Source organism: Sphaerospermopsis aphanizomenoides BCCUSP55, from assembly GCF_001586785.1.
Classification (GTDB): domain Bacteria; phylum Cyanobacteriota; class Cyanobacteriia; order Cyanobacteriales; family Nostocaceae; genus Sphaerospermopsis_A; species Sphaerospermopsis_A aphanizomenoides_A.
In genome coordinates, this window is sequence record NZ_LUFH02000041.1 from 1 (window position 1) to 14,360 (window position 14,360).

A 14,360-nucleotide genomic window follows, 5' to 3' on the forward strand; every position below is an offset into this window, starting at 1 on the left:
ACCCTGCCCCCCTACACCCTACACCCTACCCCCTCATTCTTTCCACAAAGCAATACCACCTAATAACCCGGTGATATTAGGAATCAGCTTCACATTTAAAGGTAAATTCATATTTACGCGCACAGCTTCACCACCACCGATGTAAAGACAATCATAATTAAACAAACGCTGTAAAGATGCGATCGCTTTTTGTAAACGCCTGTTCCATTTCTTGTCCCCAATCTTTTCTAAAGCACTGCGTCCTAGTTGTTCTTCGTAGGTTTCTCCTTTACGGAATTGATGATGTCCCATTTCCATATTGGGAACTAACTTCCCATCTACAAACAAAGCTGAACCAAAACCAGTACCTAAAGTAATAACTAATTCTACGCCTTTACCTGCTATTGCGCCTAATCCTTGCATATCTGCATCATTAATCACTTTTACAGGTTTATTTAATTTTTCGGTTAGTGCTGCTGCTAAATCAAAACGAATCCAGCCAGCATCTAAGTTAGCCGCTGTTTCTGTGACTCCACCCCGCACCACACCAGGAAAACCTACGGAAACCCGATGATACTCACCTTGAGATGCAGCTAATACAGCAATGGCATTAATTACTACTTCAGGTGTAGAAGGATGAGGAGTTTCTAACCTTCCCCTTTCTGTTAATGGTTTGCCAGTAATATCCAAAACCATCACCTTGACACCACTACCGCCAATATCTACAGATAGGGTACGCACTGATCCATTATCTTCCACCATTGGGGTTTTTCCTCTTGCTGCTACTTCTTTGGCTATTATGCTCAAAATAGGGTGTAAGGAATAGGAAAATCAATAATTACCAATTACCACCTCTATAGAGTTTTGCTAGTGTAGAAGTAGTGCAAAAATGGCTGTGTTGTAGCTCTCTATTAAAATTATTTTCCGAGAAAAGATTATGACAGCGTTTGAATCTAACAACTTGCGTTCTTATAGTCAAGAAGAGGTGCAGCAAATACTGCAACTAGCGATCGCTCGTCAAACTGATGAACGTGACCAAGAATTTTCATATCAGCAAATCATTGAAATTGCTGCTGAGTTACAAATATCACCAGAAGCAGTCAAACAGGCAGAATCAGATTGGATATGTCAAAAAAGCGAAGTACAACAACGTCAAGCGTTTGACCTTTACCGCCAAGGAAAATTCAAAAAACGTCTAGGTAATTACGCAATTATTAATACATTTTTTACACTTGTAGATTTAGTTGCTGGAGCAGGTATTTCTTGGTCGCTATACATTTTACTGTTCTGCGGACTAGCAATTGCACTTGATATCTGGAATACATTTCAAAATAAAGGTGAAGAGTATGAAATTGCCTTCCAAAAATGGAATCGGAAGCATCAAATTAAACAAACAATTAATACAGTTTTAAATAGATGGTTTAAGGCATTTCAAACACATTAGTCATTAGTTATTAGTCATTGGTCAGTCCATTGAAAATTGATCACATGATTTTAGTATTTTTCGTAACAAAACCTATTGGTGATATTTATTTAAAATTCCAGATTTCGATAAATATTGTGGATTGTTAAATCCTTAACATATCCATCAAATTTTGTCGTGGCAATTTGACCTGTTTTTCAATTTAAGTTGTTCTATAATTAGAAGACAATTAATTACGGGTTAAATTACCCTGCTGTGTAAAAAACTGAAAACAGTTTTTGATTTTTAATTTCTAATTTTTAATTATTTACCATGCAGTTACTTCGCTTCGACCATGATATGCTGTTTAAATCCCGATTGCCAAAATCCTCAAAATCCAGATGGAAAACAGTTTTGTCAAAGTTGTAATACTCCCCTCATTCCACTATTGAGAAATCGTTTCCGTGTTATTCGTGTGCTTTCAGACGAAGGGGGATTTGGCAGAACCTATCTATCGGAAGATACAGATAAATTAAATGAATCTTGTGTCATTAAACAGTTAGCACCAAAGTTTCAAGGAACTTGGTCACAGAAAAAAGCAATGGAGTTGTTTAGTGAAGAAGCAAAGCTGCTTCGAGAACTGGGAGAACATCCTCAAATACCCACTCTATTAGCTTACTTTGAGCAAGATAACTGCTTGTATTTGGTACAACAATTTATTGATGGCAATAATTTATTAAAAGAATTGCAGTTAAGGAAGAGCTATCGAGATTGGGATATTCAATCTATTTTGTTAGATTTGTTGCCTATTCTTAAGTTTATCCATAATCGAGGAGTTATTCATCGAGATATCAAACCAGAAAATATTATCCGACGTAAAAGTGATGGCAGATTAACACTAATTGATTTTGGTTCTTCCAAACAATTAACAGCCAAAGTACAGAAAAAACATGGAACTTCTATAGGTTCACATGGTTATTCTGCCATTGAACAAATCAGAGATGGTAAAGCTTATCCTGCCAGTGATTTATTCAGTTTAGGTGCAACTTGCTTTCATTTAATCACAGGAATTTCTCCTTTTCAATTGTGGATGGAACATGGTTATAGTTGGGTAAAACATTGGCCAGATTATTTACGCTGTCCCGTCAGTCAGGAATTAGCACAAATTATTGATAAATTATTGCAAACAAATATTCAGAATCGCTATCAATCTGCTGATGAAGTGATTAGAGATTTGAATAAACAATTCACACATTTACTAGCACCAGCTAGTAATTCATTTTTAACGACATCAATAAAAAAAGCAGAGGTTTATCCACAAAAATATATTTTAATCAGAAATTTACTTTTAATCCTGGGGACAATTGTATTTTTAGGTTTAGGAGAATTCGGTTATAGAAACTTTGATCAGCTACAAACTGCTATTTTTTCTAGTTTAAATTTACAGCAAAATAACAAAGTTAGCAGTGATACAATTATCGAACAACCACCACAGGAAGCTGTAGAAAAAATTTCTTTATTGAAGACCATTGATGTACAAAATGATTCAGTTTTATCTGTGGCAATTAGTCCAGATAGTAAAATTATTGCTAGTGGTGGAAATCGTCTGATTAAATTATGGAATATTAGCACAGGTCAGCAAATTACGGCATTGAAAGGACATATACAAAAAGTCAATGTGGTAGCTATTAGTGCAGATGGTCAAACTCTAGTTAGTGGCAGTGATGATTATACAATCAAAGTTTGGAATTTAAACACTAAAAAGTTAATTCATACCCTAAAAAGCCATACTGATTCAGTTCATGCTGTGGCTATTAGTAAAGATGGAAAAACTCTGGTAAGTGCTAGTGATGACAAAACTATTAAAGTTTGGAATTTAGGAACTGGACAACTGATTCGCACCCTAAAAGGGCATTCTTACTGGATTCGTTCTCTAGCTATTAGTCCCAATAATGTCACTGTAGCTAGTGGTAGTTTTGATAAAACTTTGAAACTTTGGAATATGACTCAAGAAACACCAATTCATACATTAACTCCCAATTCTCAAACTGTGATATCTTTAGTTTTTAGCCCAGATGGAAAGATGCTTGCTAGTGCTAGTAGAGATCGCAAAATTAAATTATGGGATATTGGTACAGGTAAAGAAATTCGCACTTTTTCTGAAGAAGATAATAATATCACATCTTTAGCTTTTACCCCAGATGGTAAGACTCTTGTCAGTGGTAATCGCAATTGTACAGAAGAATGTGACTACTCTGTTCATCCCCATCTCAAATTATGGGATATTAATACAGGTGAAAAAATAGCTACATTGACAGGACATAACAACACTGTCACATCGCTGATATTTAGTATGGATGGTCAAATTTTGGTGAGTGGTGAAGAGAATAATAAAATTAACATTTGGCGCGTTACTCAGTAATAAAAATTGACTGATTTTTCAGGCTATTTCCTATTCCTTGCCATATTAAGGTCGATCTCTTTCCAAATCATTAATAACTTGTTGTAAATACCATTCATCTAACATCCCTGGGAAAAAATCTTTTTTTTGTTCAATTAATCTTTGGGCTATTTCCCAATGTCCACCCACCATACGTAAGAGTCTTTGACGTAATAAGTTATAGCTTGCTTTGTTGATTTCTGGAACAGATGACTGAATTTTTTGGAGGCTATTTAATACTTGTTGATAATTTTCCCAGTCTTCTCGTTCACAATAAATACTAGCTGCTTTTTGATAATCTATAACAGCGTTTGATATTTCCTCTAAACAAGTATAGGATAAAGCCCGATTATAATATGCTAGTGGATGTTCAGGATTAATTTGTATGGCTTGAGAATAATCTTGAATTGCTGCTAAATAATTACCCATTGAATGATACACATTACCTCTGGCAATATAGGCTAAACTATCTTCAGGCTGCATTTTCATAGCTTGATTGATATCAGCCAAACCCCCTTGATGATCTCCTAATTGAGAACGGGCTTTTCCCCTGTTCCGATAAACTATTGCATCTTGAAAGTTGAGTGCTAATGCTTGATTAAAATCTGATATTGCATCTCGATAATTGCCCATTTTGCAATATACCACTCCACGACAGCAATAGGCTTGGGCATCTTTAGTATCAGCTTTTAATATCCAGTTTAAATCAGCAAGTGCTGCTTTTGTATCTCCCTGTTCGGCTTTTTCTAATAGTTGAGTAAAATAATCTTGAGTAGATATAATTGGTACAGGTTTAGTAATAGATTGATTTGCTAGAGGTTCTACTGCTGGTTGTAGCTGTGTAATCTTATCTAAACAAAGACGAGCATTTTCTTTATCTTTTTGTTCTAAATATAATGCTGCGGCTTTTTTAAAGTTAGCGATCGCATCTTGAATATTTCCTTGTTTACGCTGCACTATTCCCCGTAAATCATAAGCAGCAGCGTCATTCAGTTGCAGATGAATTGCTTTATCTACATCTTCCAATGCACCTGGAATATTTTTTAAAGTTAACTTGGCTAAAGCCCGCAAATAATAAGCTTTCGCATTTTTTCCATCCAGCTTTATAGCTTCAGTATAATCAAAGACTGCTTGCAGAGTTGTACCAGAATTATAATAGGCTAAACCCCGTTCCATGTAAGCTGCACTGAAGAAAGGATCTAGCTGTATCGCTTGGTTAAAATCTTCAATAGCACCAGCATAGTCTTTTTGTTTAGCTTTTTCTAAGCCGTAATTGTAAAAGTCTGAAGTCATAGAGACAGCCAAAAAATAAATAAAAAATAAATTATACAACTTTGTAGCTCATAGCAACAATGGCGTTGCTTGTTTTCCCTCTCCTTGTAGGAGAGGGTTAGGGCGAGGTAGGGGAAGGGTTTACCAGAGGAATTACCTATTCTGTAATTAAACTGGGAGAAGTTAGCACAAAAACATCCCTCGTTCCCGTTGCAGGATTCTCCGGTTTAATAGGAGTTGTAAAGTGAAAAAAGTCATGATCATTAACTAACAACAGTTCTCCTGGTTGGAGAATTTTATTAAAAACAGGCTTCTCTTTTTTTGCAGTGTATAAATGTGTTTCTCCGCCTTGAATATTGTCCCTACCTACAGCAAATATGCCAATGAAATCTGTACCATCTTGATGGATACCTTCAGGTGCGGGATTTCCTAAATGATCTGGTGTGCAGGTGGTTCTAATTTGATGAATGCCAATTTCTGCTTCTGGATGCAATTTGCAAGAATCAATAAAAGCTAAAACGAGATTCTTAAAAATATCCAATTCTACAAGTCCGTCTTCTAATTCTGCAAACTCTCTTTTAATATCACCCAATAAAGGATTATAATCTCGGCTTTGGAATAAATGTCCATGGGGAAGTTTAATTAACTTATTCTCCGAAATTATTACCCGTGATAACCTGCGAGAGCGATATTTACCTTTAATGTAAGGATCTATAGGTAAGTTTTGAAAAAATCGCTCAAATCCTTCAGTATGAATCGAGTTTACTTTTCTGAGAGTAAACAGAAAAGCATATTCTAACTTTGTTGCTGATGATACTTGTTGCATAGGATTTTTTTCCTTGCATTTTCAAATCCTCCCAGTTTTTTATGTGGGAGGTATGTACTATCTATTATAAGCAAGAATTTAGAAAATGTAGTAAATTTAACTACAAAAAATGTCAAGCTAGGATATTTGTAAGTATTCAGTTATCAGTAATCAGCCAATAGTAGCAATAGCAAAGATTCAGAAGTTTTAATTTCAGGAATGTTATCTGCATCCGTTTCTTTTCCTTCTTTGTATTTCCATATTCCAGGTACATAGCTGACGGCTGACGGCTGACGGATATTTAACAACACCTCTATCTATTCCCTGTTCTCTGTTCCCTTTCTTTGATAGATATGAATATGAGCTAATGTAATTAAGTCATCTAGTGAGATAGACTTACTAGAATCATAGGATTGAATACCAATATTCACAGATAGCAGAAAAGGTAACTGTTGAGTTTGATTGAATTGGTCAATATTAGTTGCTACTCGGTTTTGTATGACTTCACAAGTTAGCTCATATCCTTGGACTAGAACTGCAAACTCATCTTCCCCGATTCTTCCTAATGTATCAGAACTGCGAAAACTTCGTTTCAATAATCTAGCTACAGCAACAATAGCATCTTGTCCCATTTCTTCACCAAAGGTTTGATTAATTTGTTCAAATTCGTTCAATTCAATGAACATGAGACTAGTGTAAATTGGCGATCTCTTGGCTAACCTTAGTTGTTGTTCCGCTAATAAGTTAAATCCGCGACGGTTATGTAGTCCAGTTAGTTCATCTGTCAGTGAAAGACGACGCATTTCGGCTTCAATGGCTTTGCGTTCTTGTATTTCTTGTTGTAGACGAACGTTAACATTTTCTAGGGCTGTGGTGCGATCGCGTAGTTGTTGCTCTATGTGAGAATATATCTGGACATTCTCCATGGCCACTGCTGTACTCTCTGCTAGTAATTGCAGCAACTTCACCTCTTCTGTAGTAGCTAGATGCGGGTGTCCCCAATAAGTACCAATAGCACCAATAGCACTAATCCCTTTTTTAGTACCAATGGGAACCATAGCCATACTTTTGATAAAAGTGCTTTCATAAAAACAATAGGAACTTCTTGGGTCAGCAGATACATCTTCGATAATTCCTGGTTGACAGTTTTTTATCACCCAGCCACTAATAGTTGTATTCAAAGGAAAACGTTGACCCTTCCACAAAGGAGCGATCGCATTCTCATCAATGTAATAACAAAAACCATTATCTAACAGCACAAAAGTAGCTCCATCAGAACTTGTCAGTTCTCGTACTGCTGCTGATACAATTTTCGTAATCTCTGCCAAAGTATGTGCTGAAGAAAGTTCTTGAACGACTATCACCAGCCGCTCAATGGAATGTAAATAAGATTGTGTAGTAGCAAGTTGCAAATCACATTCACTAGCCATAATATTGTTTTAGCAAGCATCTTTTATATTTATATTGACATCCTGCACCGAAATAGTGCTGATTACTGAGTAACGAGTAATGAGTGAAATCCCTACTTATAACTCAGCACAAATAGGTATAAACCCCCTGAATTCATTCCTAGAAGAAGGAACAATATTTATTATGCCTACGGCACACTGCGCGAACGAGATGATTTCACGAGAAATCATGCTTCCTTGTTTCAATCCCATAACTAAAGTTCGGGGATTACTCGGTACTTGGTACTTGGTACTCAGTACTCTTGAAGCAAACACAAGGTTTCAGGGCTTTGATTTTGGCAACACAATTGTGGTGCAAGATATGAGTATAGCAAGTTGAAAAATGATTGTGACATATTTTATATGAAAATATGATTTAATTCCGGAAATTACTGGTGTAGGCAAAAGACAAAAGATTTGTGCAAAAAGAATTTAGGAGTTTTATATATTCATAAATATCATTTTATTTTTGCTCATTTAATCGTATATTTACTAGTAGTTTAAACTACTAATTTACACTTACCATGACAGATTGGCTTTATCGCTATCCATCACTATATTCCGGTATTTTACTCAAACGCTACAAGCGTTTTTTTGCTGATGTGCAACTAGTTTCTGGAGAAGTTGTCACAGCACATTGTCCCAACACAGGACCCATGACTGGAGTTTCCACAGTCGGTAGTCCTGTACAGTTATCACAAAGTAATAATCCTAACCGCAAATTAGCTTATACCCTAGAGTTGATTCAAGTACAAGATCAAGAACCTACGTGGGTAGGTGTGAATACTGCCTTACCCAACCGAATTGTCAAAATAGCTTTAGAGAAATATCTATTTCCTCAATTAAGTGGATATACACAAGTAAAAGGTGAGGTAGTTTATGGAAAAGAGAAAAAAAGCCGTATAGATTTTTATTTAACAGGAAGTGATGAACAACGTCCGATTTATGTAGAAGTTAAAAATACAACTTGGACACAAGGCAATTTAGCTTTATTTCCCGATACAGAAACCACCAGAGGACAAAAACATTTACGAGAATTAATGGATGTTTTACCCCAAAGTCGTGCAGTAATGTTGTATTTTATCAATCGAGGTGATTGTTCTGAGTTTGCTCCTGGTGATAGTACAGATCCTGTATATGGTCAATTGTTACGGGAAGCAATTCAAAAAGGTTTAGAAGTTTTACCCTGTCGCTTTGATATTTCCCCCGAAGGTATCCGTTATTTAGGTTTAGCAGAATTGAAAATTTAATTTAGCAACCAGGTGACAGGTGACAGGTGACAGGTGACAGTGTGAAAAGTCTTTTTTTATCTGGGTTTTATTATCCCTAACACGGGCGATTGCTATATCAGCAGTCAGCGGTCAAACCGTAAAGAAATTTTTGACACTTTCAGTAGAATTGTGTATCATTGTGCCAGTGAGTTGAAATTTTTCGACACACCTCGCCCGAACCTTGAAAACCCTATAACTTCGTTGAAGTGTGTCGATGGCTGACACCGTAAGGATTTCAGGCGACAAAATCAGCCACTTTCTGGAAAATTTTTGCAGTTTTTTAGAGGTGTGTCGATTGGGGTATCTGAAACCCTTGCTCAGTAAGGTTTCCAGAAGTGAACTCTTTACAAACCAACTCCCCCGAAAGGGGATGGAAACTCTCGTGGTTTTCCAAAAGCAAGAGTTATTAAAAAAAACTTTACAAACCAACTCCCCCGAAAGGGGATGGAAACTCACAGGAGCCAGGCATGGTGTTATAGGAACTAGTTATTCTTTACAAACCAACTCCCCCGAAAGGGGATGGAAACTAAAGAAATACTACAATACATTTGATTCCCTCCCTTTACAAACCAACTCCCCCGAAAGGGGATGGAAACGCCCCCTAAATTGGGTCCGCAATGGAAGGTTTCACTTTGGGCACCTTTACAAACCAACTCCCCCGAAAGGGGATGGAAACCCCTCAGTAATTACTTTGGGATTAGCGTTTTGAACGGACTTTACAAACCAACTTCCCCGAAAGGGGATGGAAACAATTGTTGAGCCGCACCTTTAGGATTTGATTCAATCTTTACAAACCAATTTCCCCGAAAGGGGATGGAAACCTTGGGGGCTGCGGGCGGGGCATAATCCACCCGACTCCTTTACAAACCAATTTCCCCGAAAGGGGATGGAAACTTAAACCCTACTTTTTCGCAAACTGCGGCAATAGTATCCTTTACAAACCAACTGCCCCGAAAGGGGATGGAAACCCTCCAGCACCGCCAGCATTATTGTTGTAGCTGCAATTCTTTACAAACCAACTTCCCCGAAAGGGGATGGAAATAGTAAGGGTTGAGCATTACCAAACCCCTACCTAAAGTCATTCCACAACCAACTTCCTCTGACGTAAATGTTAATATCAATAAAAAGATTGTGTAATCAAATCGGATTACTATATGTCAGAAACTATAGTGACTGAACCTAGCGTTAAACTGCCACCTACCCAGGCAGAACTTCCTTGTGATGACAGTATTCCAATCGAGACACAAAGACATAAATTCCAAATGGATCTTTTAATTGATACCATTCAGCCCTGGCTAGATCAAAGGACTGATGGATATGTAGGGGGCAATATGTTTGTCTACTACAGTTTAGCTCAATTAAAAAATCAAAATTTTCGTGGCCCTGATTTTTTTGCAGTCTTGGATGTCCCCAAAACAGAAAGACTTTCCTGGGTAGTTTGGGAAGAAGGAAAATCACCAGATGTAGTCATTGAATTACTTTCAGAAAGCACAGCAAAAAATGATAAAAATGAAAAAAAACTGATTTATCAAAATCAAATGCGTGTTTCTGAATATTTTTGGTTTAATCCTTTTAACCCAGATGATTTTGCAGGTTTTCATATCAATAGTGGTGTATATGAACCTATTGCTTTTAATGAAAATAATCAATTAGTAAGTAAAGTTTTAGATTTAACTTTAGTGCGTTGGCAGGGTAATTATAGAGGTGTTGATGCAACTTGGTTGCGTTGGGCAAATTTAGACGGTGAATTATTTCCTACTTCTCAAGAAATTGCCGAACAGGAAAAACAACGCGCAGAACAAGAAAAGCAACGGGCTGATCAAGCTGAATCTCAATTAAGACAAGTTGCAGTTAATTTGTTACAAAATGGAATGTCTGTAGAACAAGTGGCACAGTTAACAGGTTTAGATGCAAAGCAACTTCTCGTAGAGTAATTCAATAGAAACTTGATTGTTTGGGAAAAGGTTAAAGGCTTTTTCTTACCTTTCCCTACAAAACCATATTCCCACCATTATTCCCCAAATTTATTGTTGCTACCACTATTCATGTAAATATTCCAAACCAAATTATTCTGGTTTCCAGTCATTAAGTTGACGCTCAAATTTCTTGAGATTTTCAGGTTGATAATTCAGTGAAGCATCTTGCCAACGTCTTTTGACACTTTCATGTAAATCTGAAAACTCACCATCAACTTCACGTAAGATACTGGGAATAATAATATTAAATATTTTTTGATCATTATAAAAAATCGTTTTATAGTCTGCTTGAATCCCGTCTTCAACACGGCTTTTATCCAGGTCTAGTCCAATTGCAGATACTTCATCCATCATCCAATCTAAAGTAGCATCTGATAACCCTCTAATTGATTGAGTTCCTCCTCCCACACAACCATGAACACCAGGAAACCATATTTGCTTGACCTGGTTTGTTTCTCGATAGGGACTATGATGGGTCATAGGAGTGACATTAAATGCTTTGCGGTGTTCGTCAATTGCTACCGCATGGAAGGCTTTCTTAATATAGCGATTTACTCTAGTATCAAAAAACTTGTATTTTTCATTTACCCAGTTATCTATAGGTAGATAAGGAATTAAATCAGGAATTCCTAAAGAACCTACAGTATCCCAACATCCTAATACTTCAATAGGAACTCTTTCACCATATTGTTGACGAAATTTAATTGCTTTTTCACCACTAGGTCGAGCATTTTCATCTCGATTTCGGTACAGTTCATACGCTTCTGAAATTTTGCGAATATATTGTCTTTGCAATAATCCTGAACAATAAATTAAACCTGCTAAACTGCGTGCGGTATAAGCACCACGACTAAAACCAAAGAGATAAATTTCATCTCCCTCTTCATAGTTGAGGCACAAAAAACGGTAGGCTCTCTGAATTGCTTGGTCAATACCCCAATCAAAAGCACCACCACCTATTTTATCTATTAAGTAGTTACCAGTTCCCAGACCTTCATCGTAAAATAATATTTGGTAAATGCGCTCATGAGAATTGGTAGAAATTGGTTTAATAGCTTGAGCCATTTTTACCACATTCGTTGGATAGGAAGTTTCCAGATTTTGCCAAGTTCCATCACAGCAGACAATAATCCGTTTCATTTGGATTTCTCCCTTTACAAAAAATGTGGAATTTTCTGTAAATTACCGCATTAAAGGGTAAATATGTCGAAAATACATGATAATTTAACGTTTAGTAAGTATTCAGCTATCAGTAATCAGTAATCAGCCAATAGCAAGGATTCAGACGTTTTAATCTTAGAAATGTTTTTTTTCATTCTTTGTATTTCAATATTTCAGGTACATAGCTGATGGCTGACTGCTGACGGCTGATTGCTTACAACCTTTACTTGAGTAAGCTCATTTAAATTAGTAAAATAGCTATAAATGATTATTTTGATCATGGGTGTTTCTGGTTCTGGTAAAACCACCATTGGCAAGCTTTTAGCAGCATCTCTTAACTGGGAATTTAGCGACGCTGACACATTCCACCCATCAGCAAATATTGAAAAAATGCGCCTTGGTATTCCCCTCAATGATGCTGATAGAATGCCTTGGTTAGAAGATTTACAAACTCATATTAAAAGTAGTTTGCAAGAAAATAAAAATGTGGTTTTAGCTTGTTCTGCACTGAAAAATAATTATCGCCAAATACTGATAGTTGATAATCGCGTTCAGTTAGTTTATCTTAAAGGTAGTTTTGAATTAATTGAAAATAGGCTAAAAACACGACAAAATCATTTTATGTCTAAAAAACTCCTCAAAAGTCAATTTGATACTCTTGAGGAGCCAGATAATGCTATCTGCGTTGATGTTGCTGAACCACCAGAGGTAATTGTAGGAAAGATTAGAAAGGCTTTAGGAATTTAGGCGAGTTAATGGGATGATTACCATAGTAAGTGTTTGCTGTCATGATCAATCATGTCAAATCAGTTTCCGATCATTGATGTTCCACTAGATGCTTCTCAAGATATTGAGGATTTAGGAACAAAGGAAAAATTTTGGTTTCACGAGCCAACATTAGGGCGTTGCTTATTCAAGAAAGCTAGACCAAATACAGGTGAAGATTGGGCAGAAAAAATTGCATCTGAATTGTGTGATTTATTAGGACTCCCTCATGCTAATTATGAATTAGCGACATTTAATGGTGAAAATGGTATTATTTCACCCTCATTTATACCCGAAGAAGCAAGTTTAGCAGAATTTGGCAATATCCCCCAAGATGAAAAGCTTACCCTTGGTAACGAAATTTTATTCCGAATAGTGTCAGACTATCCAAGATACTCGAAGAACCCTTCTCAACACACAATAGACATTGTGTTAAATGCCATTAATGAATCTACAGTAAATTTACCTATCAACTGGACACCACCAAATGGTATTACAACCGCTGTCGAGACTTTTGTTGGATATCTGTTATTAGATGCTTGGATCGGTAACAGTGATAGACACCATGAAAACTGGGCATTTATTAGTGTGGAGGAGAAGATTTATCTAGCACCAACTTATGATCATGCTTCTAGTATGGGGCGAGAACTACGGGATGAAAAACGAAATTTGAAGCTTAATAATAAATCTTGTATGGGGTATGTGGAAAAATGTAGCTCTGTACTTTATGCTAATGTTAGTGACAGCAAACCCCTCAAAACTGTTGAAGCATTTAGTGAAGCTAAAAACCGCTATCCAAATGCAGGCAATCTGTGGTTAGATAATTTAGCAAAGGTGTCAAGCAATGATACGTTAAACCTTTTTGAGCGTATTCCATCTCATCGAATATCACAAACAGCAATTGAATTTGCACAGAAGATATTGGAATTAAATCAAAATAGATTGCTGATGTTGCGGAACACCTAAATTATGAAGACACTTTTTTTAGCTTGGCAAAATCCTAAAAGTCGCGCTTGGTTTCCCGTTGGTCGATTAAGTTTTGATGGGATATATTATCAATTTGTGTATACCCAAGGAGCTAAAGAAGCTCAAGCCAATTTCGGGTTTCAATTATTATATTCTTTCCCAGCTTTAAACAGGGTTTATACATCTGCTGAATTATTCCCTTTGTTCTCTAACAGAGTGATGCGACGCTCCCGACCGGATTACAAAAATTATATTAAATTACTCAATATTCCTGAAAGCGAAGATGATGCAATTTCTATTCTTTCTCGTTCTGGAGGACGTAAGGTGACAGATCATTATGAAGTTTTCCCATGTCCAGAACCTGATGAAAATGGTTTATATAAAATTCATTTTTTTGCTCATGGGTTGCCATATTTTCCCCCATCTGCGATTGAAAGAATTCATCAATTACAAACCCAAGAAATGTTGTATTTAGCTAACGAATTTCAAAATCCTCATGACTCAAAATCATTGCTATTATGTACAAAAGATCATTATATTGTTGGTTATTGCCCCCGGTATCTTGTAGATGATGTTTTTAAACTCAAGGAGAAAAATTCAGAAATAAATGTACAGGTTGAGCGCGTTAACCCAGTACCGGCACCACTACAGCTACGGTTGTTATGCAATTTGACCGCAAAATGGCCTGAAGACTTTAGTCCATTTTCTAGCAGGGAATATCAACCGATTCTAGCTGATATTCCTGCTGAATGTGTGACTACCTAAGAGGTTGTTTTAAAAGTTTGAGATGGTTATTTTCAACACTTCTATATCCCCCCTAACCCCCCTTATTAAGGGGGGAACTAGATTCAAAGTCCCCCTTAATAAGGGGGATT

General features: G+C 36.6%; 13 protein-coding genes and 1 CRISPR repeat array. Of the genes, 8 read left to right on the top strand and 5 right to left on the bottom strand.

Features of this window, described 5'->3' with window-relative positions:
* Window positions 1-33 precede the first annotated feature (33 nt).
* A complete protein-coding gene (locus tag A0J48_RS12130; protein WP_200323447.1) occupies window positions 34-741 on the bottom strand; it encodes an ROK family protein in 708 nt (235 codons plus the stop codon).
* 175 nt (window positions 742-916) lie between these two features.
* Between A0J48_RS12130 and A0J48_RS12135 the strand changes: the two genes are divergently transcribed.
* Window positions 917-1,423: a 2TM domain-containing protein gene (locus tag A0J48_RS12135; RefSeq protein ID WP_200323396.1), complete on the top strand. Its 507-nt coding sequence runs from the start codon at window positions 917-919 to the stop codon at window positions 1,421-1,423.
* 313 nt (window positions 1,424-1,736) lie between these two features.
* A complete protein-coding gene (locus A0J48_RS12140) occupies window positions 1,737-3,803 on the top strand; it encodes a serine/threonine-protein kinase (protein WP_200323397.1) in 2,067 nt (688 codons plus the stop codon).
* 45 nt (window positions 3,804-3,848) lie between these two features.
* On the opposite strand, the gene A0J48_RS12145 is transcribed toward A0J48_RS12140, so the two are convergent.
* The 3 genes from A0J48_RS12145 to A0J48_RS12155 all read right to left on the bottom strand — a co-directional run bounded on the left by A0J48_RS12145 (window position 3,849) and on the right by A0J48_RS12155 (window position 7,328).
* Window positions 3,849-5,114: a tetratricopeptide repeat protein gene (locus A0J48_RS12145; RefSeq protein WP_200323398.1), complete on the bottom strand. Its 1,266-nt coding sequence runs from the start codon at window positions 5,112-5,114 to the stop codon at window positions 3,849-3,851.
* Between the two features lie 136 nt (window positions 5,115-5,250).
* Window positions 5,251-5,919, bottom strand: coding sequence for a 2OG-Fe dioxygenase family protein (locus tag A0J48_RS12150; RefSeq protein WP_200323399.1), 669 nt, complete (start codon window positions 5,917-5,919; stop codon window positions 5,251-5,253).
* Between the two features lie 296 nt (window positions 5,920-6,215).
* Complete coding sequence (locus A0J48_RS12155; protein WP_200323401.1) at window positions 6,216-7,328, bottom strand: sensor domain-containing diguanylate cyclase; 1,113 nt, start codon at window positions 7,326-7,328, stop codon at window positions 6,216-6,218.
* A 79-nt stretch (window positions 7,329-7,407) separates the two neighbouring features.
* On the opposite strand from A0J48_RS12155, the gene A0J48_RS26950 reads away from it, so the two are divergent.
* The 3 genes from A0J48_RS26950 (at window position 7,408) to A0J48_RS12165 (ending at window position 10,551) form a co-directional block, all read left to right on the top strand.
* Window positions 7,408-7,686 carry a hypothetical protein gene (locus tag A0J48_RS26950; RefSeq protein WP_234300877.1) on the top strand — a complete coding sequence of 93 codons (279 nt, stop codon included), beginning with the start codon at window positions 7,408-7,410 and terminating at the stop codon, window positions 7,684-7,686.
* A 184-nt stretch (window positions 7,687-7,870) separates the two neighbouring features.
* Complete coding sequence (gene sfsA / locus A0J48_RS12160; RefSeq protein WP_200323402.1) at window positions 7,871-8,596, top strand: DNA/RNA nuclease SfsA; 726 nt, start codon at window positions 7,871-7,873, stop codon at window positions 8,594-8,596.
* Between the two features lie 363 nt (window positions 8,597-8,959).
* Window positions 8,960-9,659: a CRISPR direct-repeat array (repeat unit 36 nt; unit sequence CTTTACAAACCAACTCCCCCGAAAGGGGATGGAAAC).
* A gap of 112 nt (window positions 9,660-9,771) precedes the next feature.
* Window positions 9,772-10,551 carry a Uma2 family endonuclease gene (locus A0J48_RS12165; RefSeq protein WP_200323403.1) on the top strand — a complete coding sequence of 260 codons (780 nt, stop codon included), beginning with the start codon at window positions 9,772-9,774 and terminating at the stop codon, window positions 10,549-10,551.
* Between the two features lie 132 nt (window positions 10,552-10,683).
* Here A0J48_RS12165 and A0J48_RS12170 read toward each other — a convergent pair whose 3' ends face one another.
* Entirely contained in the window at window positions 10,684-11,733 is a 1,050-nt protein-coding gene (locus tag A0J48_RS12170; RefSeq protein WP_234300878.1) for a DUF2235 domain-containing protein, read from the bottom strand.
* 285 nt (window positions 11,734-12,018) lie between these two features.
* On the opposite strand from A0J48_RS12170, the gene A0J48_RS12175 reads away from it, so the two are divergent.
* Genes A0J48_RS12175 through A0J48_RS12185 form a run of 3 tightly spaced genes read left to right on the top strand, consistent with a single transcriptional unit; the run spans window position 12,019 to window position 14,250 of the window.
* Entirely contained in the window at window positions 12,019-12,501 is a 483-nt protein-coding gene (locus tag A0J48_RS12175; RefSeq protein WP_200323404.1) for a gluconokinase, read from the top strand.
* A gap of 51 nt (window positions 12,502-12,552) precedes the next feature.
* On the top strand, window positions 12,553-13,485 hold the full coding sequence (locus A0J48_RS12180; protein ID WP_200323405.1) for a HipA domain-containing protein: 933 nt from the start codon (window positions 12,553-12,555) through the stop codon (window positions 13,483-13,485).
* A gap of 3 nt (window positions 13,486-13,488) precedes the next feature.
* Window positions 13,489-14,250 carry an HIRAN domain-containing protein gene (locus A0J48_RS12185; protein WP_200323406.1) on the top strand — a complete coding sequence of 254 codons (762 nt, stop codon included), beginning with the start codon at window positions 13,489-13,491 and terminating at the stop codon, window positions 14,248-14,250.
* The last annotated feature ends 110 nt before the right edge of the window (window positions 14,251-14,360 follow it).

What these genes read in the sequence shown, in the direction of transcription:
- A0J48_RS12165 (WP_200323403.1), top strand. Translation starts at nt 9,772, where the DNA reads ATGTCAGAAACTATAGTGACTGAACCTAGCGTTAAACTGCCACCTACC.
- A0J48_RS12145 (WP_200323398.1), bottom strand. Translation starts at nt 5,114, where the DNA reads ATGACTTCAGACTTTTACAATTACGGCTTAGAAAAAGCTAAACAAAAA.
- A0J48_RS12155 (WP_200323401.1), bottom strand. Translation starts at nt 7,328, where the DNA reads ATGGCTAGTGAATGTGATTTGCAACTTGCTACTACACAATCTTATTTA.
- A0J48_RS12170 (WP_234300878.1), bottom strand. Translation starts at nt 11,733, where the DNA reads ATGAAACGGATTATTGTCTGCTGTGATGGAACTTGGCAAAATCTGGAA.
- A0J48_RS12185 (WP_200323406.1), top strand. Translation starts at nt 13,489, where the DNA reads ATGAAGACACTTTTTTTAGCTTGGCAAAATCCTAAAAGTCGCGCTTGG.
- A0J48_RS12135 (WP_200323396.1), top strand. Translation starts at nt 917, where the DNA reads ATGACAGCGTTTGAATCTAACAACTTGCGTTCTTATAGTCAAGAAGAG.
- A0J48_RS12140 (WP_200323397.1), top strand. Translation starts at nt 1,737, where the DNA reads ATGATATGCTGTTTAAATCCCGATTGCCAAAATCCTCAAAATCCAGAT.
- A0J48_RS26950 (WP_234300877.1), top strand. Translation starts at nt 7,408, where the DNA reads ATGAGTGAAATCCCTACTTATAACTCAGCACAAATAGGTATAAACCCC.
- A0J48_RS12175 (WP_200323404.1), top strand. Translation starts at nt 12,019, where the DNA reads ATGATTATTTTGATCATGGGTGTTTCTGGTTCTGGTAAAACCACCATT.
- sfsA (WP_200323402.1), top strand. Translation starts at nt 7,871, where the DNA reads ATGACAGATTGGCTTTATCGCTATCCATCACTATATTCCGGTATTTTA.
- A0J48_RS12130 (WP_200323447.1), bottom strand. Translation starts at nt 741, where the DNA reads ATGGTGGAAGATAATGGATCAGTGCGTACCCTATCTGTAGATATTGGC.
- A0J48_RS12150 (WP_200323399.1), bottom strand. Translation starts at nt 5,919, where the DNA reads ATGCAACAAGTATCATCAGCAACAAAGTTAGAATATGCTTTTCTGTTT.
- A0J48_RS12180 (WP_200323405.1), top strand. Translation starts at nt 12,553, where the DNA reads ATGTCAAATCAGTTTCCGATCATTGATGTTCCACTAGATGCTTCTCAA.